General features: G+C 61.2%; 11 protein-coding genes and 1 pseudogene. 1 reads left to right on the top strand and 11 read right to left on the bottom strand.

Annotated elements, in window-relative coordinates; all coding sequences use genetic code 11:
* The first annotated feature begins 560 nt into the window (after positions 1-560).
* On the top strand, positions 561-773 hold the full coding sequence (locus tag EOA49_RS28815) for a hypothetical protein (RefSeq protein WP_127241874.1): 213 nt from the start codon (positions 561-563) through the stop codon (positions 771-773).
* 58 nt (positions 774-831) lie between these two features.
* On the opposite strand, the gene EOA49_RS34050 is transcribed toward EOA49_RS28815, so the two are convergent.
* The 11 genes and pseudogenes from EOA49_RS34050 to EOA49_RS32880 all read right to left on the bottom strand — a co-directional run.
* Positions 832-1,299, bottom strand: a complete 468-nt coding sequence (locus EOA49_RS34050; RefSeq protein ID WP_292085587.1) for a hypothetical protein — start codon at positions 1,297-1,299, stop codon at positions 832-834.
* Positions 1,300-1,346: 47 nt separating this feature from the next.
* Positions 1,347-1,730 carry a hypothetical protein gene (locus tag EOA49_RS34045; protein ID WP_281010227.1) on the bottom strand — a complete coding sequence of 128 codons (384 nt, stop codon included), beginning with the start codon at positions 1,728-1,730 and terminating at the stop codon, positions 1,347-1,349.
* Between the two features lie 106 nt (positions 1,731-1,836).
* Positions 1,837-2,505, bottom strand: a complete 669-nt coding sequence (locus EOA49_RS28805; RefSeq protein WP_127241875.1) for a hypothetical protein — start codon at positions 2,503-2,505, stop codon at positions 1,837-1,839.
* Positions 2,468-3,067: a hypothetical protein gene (locus EOA49_RS28800; RefSeq protein ID WP_127241876.1), complete on the bottom strand. Its 600-nt coding sequence runs from the start codon at positions 3,065-3,067 to the stop codon at positions 2,468-2,470. Before EOA49_RS28800 ends, EOA49_RS28805 begins: the two co-directional genes overlap by 38 nt.
* Positions 3,064-3,810 (bottom strand): hypothetical protein, encoded by a 747-nt coding sequence (locus EOA49_RS28795; protein WP_127241877.1) that lies wholly within the window; start codon positions 3,808-3,810, stop codon positions 3,064-3,066. Before EOA49_RS28795 ends, EOA49_RS28800 begins: the two co-directional genes overlap by 4 nt.
* 427 nt (positions 3,811-4,237) lie before the next feature.
* On the bottom strand, positions 4,238-4,546 hold the full coding sequence (locus EOA49_RS28790; RefSeq protein WP_127241878.1) for a hypothetical protein: 309 nt from the start codon (positions 4,544-4,546) through the stop codon (positions 4,238-4,240).
* Complete coding sequence (locus EOA49_RS28785) at positions 4,543-4,731, bottom strand: hypothetical protein (protein ID WP_127215458.1); 189 nt, start codon at positions 4,729-4,731, stop codon at positions 4,543-4,545. Before EOA49_RS28785 ends, EOA49_RS28790 begins: the two co-directional genes overlap by 4 nt.
* Positions 4,732-4,735: 4 nt before the next feature.
* Positions 4,736-5,239, bottom strand: coding sequence for a hypothetical protein (locus EOA49_RS28780; RefSeq protein WP_127241879.1), 504 nt, complete (start codon positions 5,237-5,239; stop codon positions 4,736-4,738).
* The gene (locus tag EOA49_RS28775; RefSeq protein ID WP_127241880.1) at positions 5,215-5,985 is read right to left on the bottom strand and encodes a lysozyme; all 771 of its coding nucleotides are present in this window, start codon (positions 5,983-5,985) and stop codon (positions 5,215-5,217) included. The genes EOA49_RS28780 and EOA49_RS28775 overlap by 25 nt, the downstream gene beginning before the upstream one ends.
* Positions 5,986-6,066: 81 nt before the next feature.
* Complete coding sequence (locus EOA49_RS28770) at positions 6,067-6,459, bottom strand: hypothetical protein (RefSeq protein WP_245460830.1); 393 nt, start codon at positions 6,457-6,459, stop codon at positions 6,067-6,069.
* Between the two features lie 11 nt (positions 6,460-6,470).
* A pseudogene (locus tag EOA49_RS32880) lies at positions 6,471-7,635 on the bottom strand (hypothetical protein); the annotation flags it as partial.

Here is a 7,635-nt window from a genome sequence, read left to right as displayed (position 1 = left end):
GCTCTGAATCACAACTTCGGCCTGCCTGGTTGTCAAACCGTGCTTTGCCGCAAACTCGTTCAGGTCGTAGGTTTCCGTCCAGCGCGACCGCTTCAAACCTTGCATTTTACCTCCGGGGGTAACGAAACTCGTGAGAAGCAACGCGGGACTGCTGAGAAGGTTTCCGATCCGAGGAGCCTAAAAGAAGCGCTTGCTGCTGTCCAAACGCGGCACCTTTGACGTCAGGATTCTGGAGCCTGCCTTCGCTATGCCATGACTCTGGCGCGGGCTCCCAGTTTACATTTGCTATTTTCATCCGGGCCGAATCAACGACATAGTGAGCCAGGGCCAATCGCAACGCAGTTTGCTGCCTCTATGGCCCCTTCCCCTCCGACGACCGTTCGACGCACCCCGAGCCCCCGCCCTGTTCGGCGGTCGTCGTCTTTTTCCGTGCTACAACAAATGAGAGCGACGCCGTCCCGTGCGGGTGTAAGGTACGGTCGTCGCCCGTACCTCTGACGGCAAACGGGCGCTTGGAAGTCAACTCAGGTGCTTTCGCCCAACTCTGCAGGGAGGAAGCAATGAGCAAGCGCTCTGCAAATTTCATTTCCGCTTTTGAATTCGACGTTATCCGAGAAGCCTTCCGGCGTTCGGTCGTGGAGGACTGTCTTCCGCGAGAACAATGGGAAACGCGCGCGGGTGACCTTGTTCGCAGCTTCGTAGGCGTTGAAGCTCCGGCCGAAGTCCTCGCCGCATTGCTCGATGTGACAGAAAAACAAGGAAGCCCAGGTTAGGTCGGCTCGACGGGCCTCGAAATCGGGGGCAATCTGGGCAGCGACGGTACCGGCGCCGTTAGCAATCGGCTGTGTCGCTTCTTCTCTCGAAGTCCTCCAGTGTCGCATGGCGGAGCGTGTGTTCGCCGCGAAGGAACTTTACCCGGCCGGTGATGCCTGGCTTCACCCACTCGACATCATCGGCGAAGGCGCTGGGCACCCTCTGCGCTGGCTTCGACGCCCTGGCCTCTTGGACACGCTGCCACAGCCGTTCCCTGAGGCCGCTGGGCAGCGTCACGGCTGCTGTGCCGGCATAGCGGCCACCCCGCGCCATGATCGCCGCAGCGGGCTTCCCGGGCTCTCGCTTAATGCCCAGCAGTTCGAAGTCGCCGACCTCCCAACATTTCGTCTTTACCCAGAAATCCTGCTTGCCACTGCGATAGCTGCTGGTGCGCCGTTTCGACACCATGCCCTCGAGACCCATCTTCTCAACGGCTGCAAAGAAGGCAGCGCCGTTGCCCTCGACATGGTCGGAATACTGGATGATGCCCTTGGCCGGCTTGATCAGATCCCAGAGCCTTGCCTTGCGCTCGATCAGCGGCAGAGCACGAAGTGCTCATCGTTGAGATAAAGAAGGTCGAAGGCGACGAAGGCGAGCAGCTCGGCGTTCCAGGTCATGCGCGAATGCATCTCATGGAAGTTCGGCCGCCCGTCGGGCTCCGGCGCGATCATCTCGCCGTCGATGATGAAAGACTCCGCTGGCAGCTTTTCTGCCGCGGTGACGATCGGCCAGTAGCGCTGGGACCAGTCATGTCCGTTTCGTGAGAATGCCCTCACACCTGCCCAATCGCGGACGAGCTGGGTGCGGAAGCCATCGTACTTGATCTCATGCAGCCAGTCGTCGCTGACCGGAGGCGTCTCGACCTGGATAGGCTCAAGCGGCTTGATGAACTTCAGCCGGTCACCTGCGTTACGCATGCACATTACCCCAACCGCGATTCAAGCCGTGCACGGCCATCCGGTTCCGGAGCATTTTAGCGAAATTGAATGAAGACACCGATCAGAGCGCGCTGGGTCGATCCGACTAGGCTTTCTGACGGTGCGCCGTTTGCTCATCGTTCGCAGTCACTGGCGCATCCACCCCGGTCGGGTTCTCCGCATTCGGCGGCTCTTCCAAGGGGATTGCCTCTAGAAAGGCCCTATGAGCCTCGTCGGCGGCACAGATGTGCTTTCTTGGACCGGAGGAACGGCGCCATATAGCATCAACAATTTTCGTCCGACGCGCGCTCTTCGGCGGGTCTTTCGGAAGATCTGTTTTCTCCCTAAAGACAACGTGACAATGGGCATCTTCGCCCATTTCCGGGGAGTTCTCAGCATAGACCTCATATACGTCATTGGCCGCGCCGGCCGCCGCTGACACGGGGAATTCGTAATATCCCACGTAGTGAACCGTGTCTTCTAACGGGACGATCGCCTGACCTTTTTTCTGTGCCTCCTCTGCCCTTCGCTGGTTGCTATTCGCTGCTGTTCGGCATCCGTACGCGTGTACGTCGCCCTCCGTCGGGAGTTTGGCGCGCCAACCAACCGAAAGAAGCCAGGTCTTGGGCGTGGTCTTTGCTTTGGGCTCTCTAAAATAGAACAGCTTTTCGAAGGCAAAAGATCCCGGTTCGCCTTCCTTGGAGAACTGGGGAAATATGGCACATCTCGCGACGACTTCACTGCTGCCTAACAAAGTCGGTTCCGAATCCGCCATACTGCCCCGCCACTTTCAGAAGCCCCACAATCGACGGTTCGTGCAAAGACGAATGGTCAAGGATTTCGCTCGTTGTTGAGCTTGTCCGGAGCAGCGAGGCGACCCCTTCCGAGACTGTAATATATTGCCGATCAGAGCCGCGCGCCCAGCTAAAGGTCACCGATTCTGAATCGTGTGAAAAGACCTTCGGGACGCCTATCCCCATTATATACAAGAGGGAAAGCGTAAAATGAGCCTCTTCAGCAGTAGCTGCATTGATATGATAGTCCTCATCGACGGGAAGCGCGGCCATAGTCTCGATCGCGTCGTACACGTTGACGAATGCTGCGCGGCGGAGGAGGTCTGTTAGATAGCCGTCAGTAGAGGTCGCCGACGAATAGCGAACGATCCGAGGAGCAGCGTCATACGGCGTCGAAGCTTCGGCAGCAGTGATTGCGCCGGCAGTCAGGATCCCTACGGCCACTCCGAGCACCAGAGCAGAGCTCGCCGTCATAATGCGATGACTGCTTGGAACATCCAGGGGATAAGTTTCACCCTGGAAAAACGGCGTCAGTCCGCTCATTTGACGTCTCCCAGACTCTCAAATCCAACGCATCGCTGCACAACGCTACCCAACTTCTCAAGCACCGCAATCTGACCTCCAGCATCAAACGACTTGCCGAGATTGGGGACCGTATTGATATCTATAAGATAGGTAACAAAGTACGCCAAGCCAATCGGGCCGGGAGTGAGTGGAGCCGCCGCATTGAAGGAGAATTGCTGGTACTGAGCAGTTTCCGCCGTCCATCGAAGAACGCGATTGATATCGTACTGCCCTAGATGAACTGTCTTGTTCAGTTGGAATGAGAGATCAGCGGCGCCACGCAGATTGTTGTTGACGCCGAGGATCCTCGCAAATTCGTCCCCAAAGCCAGCAGGGTCGGGAACCCGCTTCGCTAGCTTCACGATGAAAGACTGTCGGTAGGTGCCGGAGCCCGTGAACTGGCAGAATGTTTTTGCTCGGGTGAGGCCTTCTAAAATCACTGCGAAATCGGTAAAGGCCGGGAAATGGGTGGGGTCGTTCGAAGTCGGTTCAATGAACAAGTCGACCCGACCGGGGACGGCTTGAACTCTAAACTGAGTTGTTCCCTCGGTTGCTGACGCAACGGTGATTGGCACTGGCGAAGCTGGGGGCCGCTGTCTCTGCACCTGATCGGGCATGAGCCCAAAGGTGTTTCGGAAAGTGGCCTCAATTTCTTTTGTAGCCGCTTCCTCCGGCGTAAACCAAGCGAACTGCAACGCATGGATTTCGTTAAAGGTCGACAAAGAATCCCCCACACCGTCGCCGTTTCCCTAGGCGAGTTTGTCCTATTACATCAAGTCGGCATTAGCAAATCATGAGGTTTTAGGCCGCAAGTCGACGTTTTTAGAAAAGCCCGCTGCCGAGGCAGCGGGCCAAGTGGCGAGGAAGTGAACCGGGACTTGTTCACCCGTCTCAGACAACGCGGTGACGTGGTCCATGCCGCCTACTGACGTCTTAACGAGCCGCTACAATTTTATCGGCCGGCGCCGCCTAAGGGATCGGGTAACAAAAAAGAGCCCCACCGGCCGAAGCCGGTGGGCAGACTGGAAATGATGGCAGGCGATTACAAGGGAAGCGCCTGTGCTATCTGAAGGTAGAGCAGCACCCCGAGAGCTCCGGCCAATAGGAAAATCAGACCGGTCAGAACTTCGGAAGCGGTGCGCGGCAGCCTCACGGCTTCGGTCCTTTCAGCTGGTCGACTATCTGCGTCAATGCCAGTAACAACCCCGCAACCGTGAGAATGATCCACATCGATGTGGAGCCCAGCCAGCGCAAGCGCGTCCAGAGTTGAACAACGGCGAACCCAGCTTCGAAATGGTCCTCATCCAGATCGAGGAATTTATCGAGCCTTTCGCGCCGCAGAGGATCCAGCCGGCCGGCCCAGATAAGGGCCTCGCGCTGCTTGCTGTCGAGGCGATCGAGCCAGAGGATCGTTTCCGGGTCGAGTTCGCGAAGACGCTGGGGGAACCCTCCGCTCATTTCACGAGCGCCTGGATGGTATCGCCCTTGGCGTGGTTGAGGCGAACGCAATCGCCAAGCCGGCGGCGATCTTCCGCGTGCAGCCGTGTCTCCTCCTCCGTCGAGACGAAACGATGGGGGATGTCGACGACGCCGAGGCAATCCTGCATCACGCTTGGGTCGACGTGTGCCGTCGGCTTCGGCACCAGGCTATCGACCGATGGCGTCGAGGCGCTCTGACACCCCAGCAGAGATGCCATCAGGCTTGCAGCCAGAAGGATTGGTCGAAACGGGCGGTGCATTGTCTTGGTCCTTCTGCCCGCGCACCAGCTCGGCTATGCGGCCGGCGTCGCTATGCTGCTTGTCGATGTAGGCCTGTGCCGCGGCGTCGATGTCCTGCTGCCGCGTCTTGGTGTCGGCCGCTTGGGCGATGGCGGCGAGCTTGATCTTCTCCTCCCAAATCGCGTCCTCGGCCTGTTGGCCCGCGGCATATGCTCGATCCACGCGACCGCCGACGAGGCCGGTCAGCTTCGGACCGACATAGGGAATGTCGCGCAGCGGGCCGAGCGGCAGGCCCTCGTAAAAGAGGATGATGCCGGCAGCGACGACCAGCGGCAGGCCGAAGCGGCTGGTGCAAAAATTCCAGACCGGGCCGAGGACGGCCAGCACCGGCGCGATGAAAGCGAGCATCATCGGCTTGCGCCAATCATGCACAGCGCCTTCTCCTGCTGGCGCCGTTCCCATAGGCCGCGTAGCACCCTATGGCCGGCTTCATCGAACCAGGTCAGCGCCTGACAGCCGCCGGCGACGTCACCAGCGTTGAGGCGGCGCGTTGCGGTGCTCTTGCCCGCCCCGGCAGCGCCGACGTTGAATGCCAACGAGGTGTAGGCGGCATCCCGCGTAGCAGGCAGGCGGACGTTGATCGTCTCCGTCGTGAAATAGCGGTGTAGCCCGGTGCGGTGCGCGGCGGTGTCCTGGCGCAGCAGATCGAGCGCCTGCTGGTGCGTGATCACCATGCCCATGTGCACATTGGCGGTATGGCCGAAGCCTATAGTTGGGACGCCAACGGAGTCCCTATAGGCGACCAGCTTTTCGCCTTCCTTCTTGGCGATGAACGGCACGGCGATGTCGAGCGTCTGTGCCTCGGTCGCAGGACTGCCAGCCAAGGGGCTTGCGCTCGAAGGCCAGGCGAGCAGAAGCGCCAACGCGAAGGCGATCGCCGCCACGGCAATGATGCGGATCCATTCCTTCCATGGCGACAGTCCCTGCTGGTAGACCCGGCCAACAATGCCGGCGAGCAGCAGGAGCACGCCGAGCCACCATGCGACGTTTGGGTCATAGTCCTGGCCGGTCACGCGATACCAGAGCTCCGGCAGCACGAGCACGGCGAGGCCGAACACCTGCATCCAGAAACTCAGAGACAACAGCACCACGCGGCGCACGTCAGCGACGAGACGCATAACACTTCCTTTCCGCCCTAGAGGGCAGCTTGATCAGATGAGAACGAGGACTCGAGTCGACGCCGGCGTGCGTGCCCGCCGTCAGAGCAGCGCGGCGGCCGTGAAGAACGCGTCGATCTGGGCCGACGTGTAGCCGAGCGCGGCGAAGCCGGTTTCCAGCATCGGCTCGTTGCGCACGAAGCTTCCACTGTATTCGAAGGCGTCTTGCACCTCGACAGGCTGCGTTCCGATCCAGGCGATGACCTGGGCGCGCAACCCGGCAACGCTTAGCTGGAGGTGGAATTGCCGAGCCGACACGCTTTCCGGGACAACGGCAGGCGGTGCCGGGGGAGCGCTGAACGCGCCATTGGTATAGGTGCCGCCGATATAGCCCGGCTCCGCGAGCGGGACGATCGTGAAGCCGTCGAGCGTGAAGGTCGGGTCGCCCTCGATGATGTTCACGACGTCGGTGCCTTGGATGACTGCCAGTTGCATGAATGCGATCCTTATTTGAACTCGAGTATGAGAACGACGCCGGGTGCGCCGGCACCGCCAGCGCCGGCGCTGTACGAGCCGCCGCCGCCGCCAGCGCCGAATGCCTGCGCAGCCGCGCCGGCGTTGTGGCCGCCGGCGGTCTGGCCGCCCGCGCCGCCGCCGCCCCAGAAGCTTGCGCCACCCTCGCCGCCTTGGGAGTTGCCGGTCGCATTGGTGCCGGAGCCGCCGTCGCCGCCACCAATGCTAAGCGTGCCTGTGCCGGGGACGCCGCCGCGACCACCAACGTTCTGAGAGGCTGCCGCAGAGCCGCCGTTTGCGGTGACAGTGCCGAACGCGGATGATCCACCTGCGGCGCCAGCAGCGCCGCCCGAACCGATTGTAACGGTCTGTGCCGAGACACCGCTCATGAGGAAGATGCTCGTGCCACCAGCGCCGCCGCCGCTTTCACTGCCGCTGCCGGTGCCGGTCGTGCCGCCAGCGCCGCCGCCCGTCACGAAGACGATTGCACGGCTTGCGCCTGCCGTAGGCGTATAGGTGCCCGAGGCAGTCTTTACCTGGACGTTGACAAGCGAGCCGGCAGCTGCGGTCGCCGCAGCGGCCGCAGCAAATGCCGTGCTGGCGATCTGCGCGCTATTCGTGCCTGCCGCTGCAGTCGGCGCGGTGGGCACGCCGCTGAGTGCCGGGCTCACCAGCGTCTTGTTGGAGAGCGACTGCGCCGAGGACAGGTCAGTGACGATCGTCGTGTCGATCGCGAACTGCGTGCCCGCCAGGACGAGGCCGTTGCCGGCTGTGTAGGAACCGACGCCCGCCGTCTGGGCGAACGTGATCGGGTCGGTCCCAATGACCGGGTTTTCCTTGGCATTCTGCGTCCAGGTCGTGGCGCCCTGCGTCGCTCCACCCGTCACGAAAGTCTGGTCGCCAAGATCGATGTCGGCGGAGAGATTGTAGTAGGTCGCACGCGTCAGGACGAAAGGCGCGCCGGCGCTACCGGTCGCCGTGACCGTGTAGATGCCGTTCTGGAACGACGAGGCCTGGTTCTTGACCAGGATCACGTCGTTGAGGTTCGCGGCTACGCCATCGACCGTCAAAGCACCGTTGGCAGAGGCGGTGAGCGTGGCACCGACGCCGGATGCTCCGTTGGCATAGGTGACCGTCGGAAGCGCGGTGGTCGTGGCC

This window comes from Mesorhizobium sp. M1A.F.Ca.IN.020.04.1.1 (genome assembly GCF_003997315.1).
Lineage (GTDB): Bacteria > Pseudomonadota > Alphaproteobacteria > Rhizobiales > Rhizobiaceae > Mesorhizobium.
Note: the sequence above shows the minus strand (reverse complement) of the source record. Positions and strands in the feature narration are given on the sequence as shown.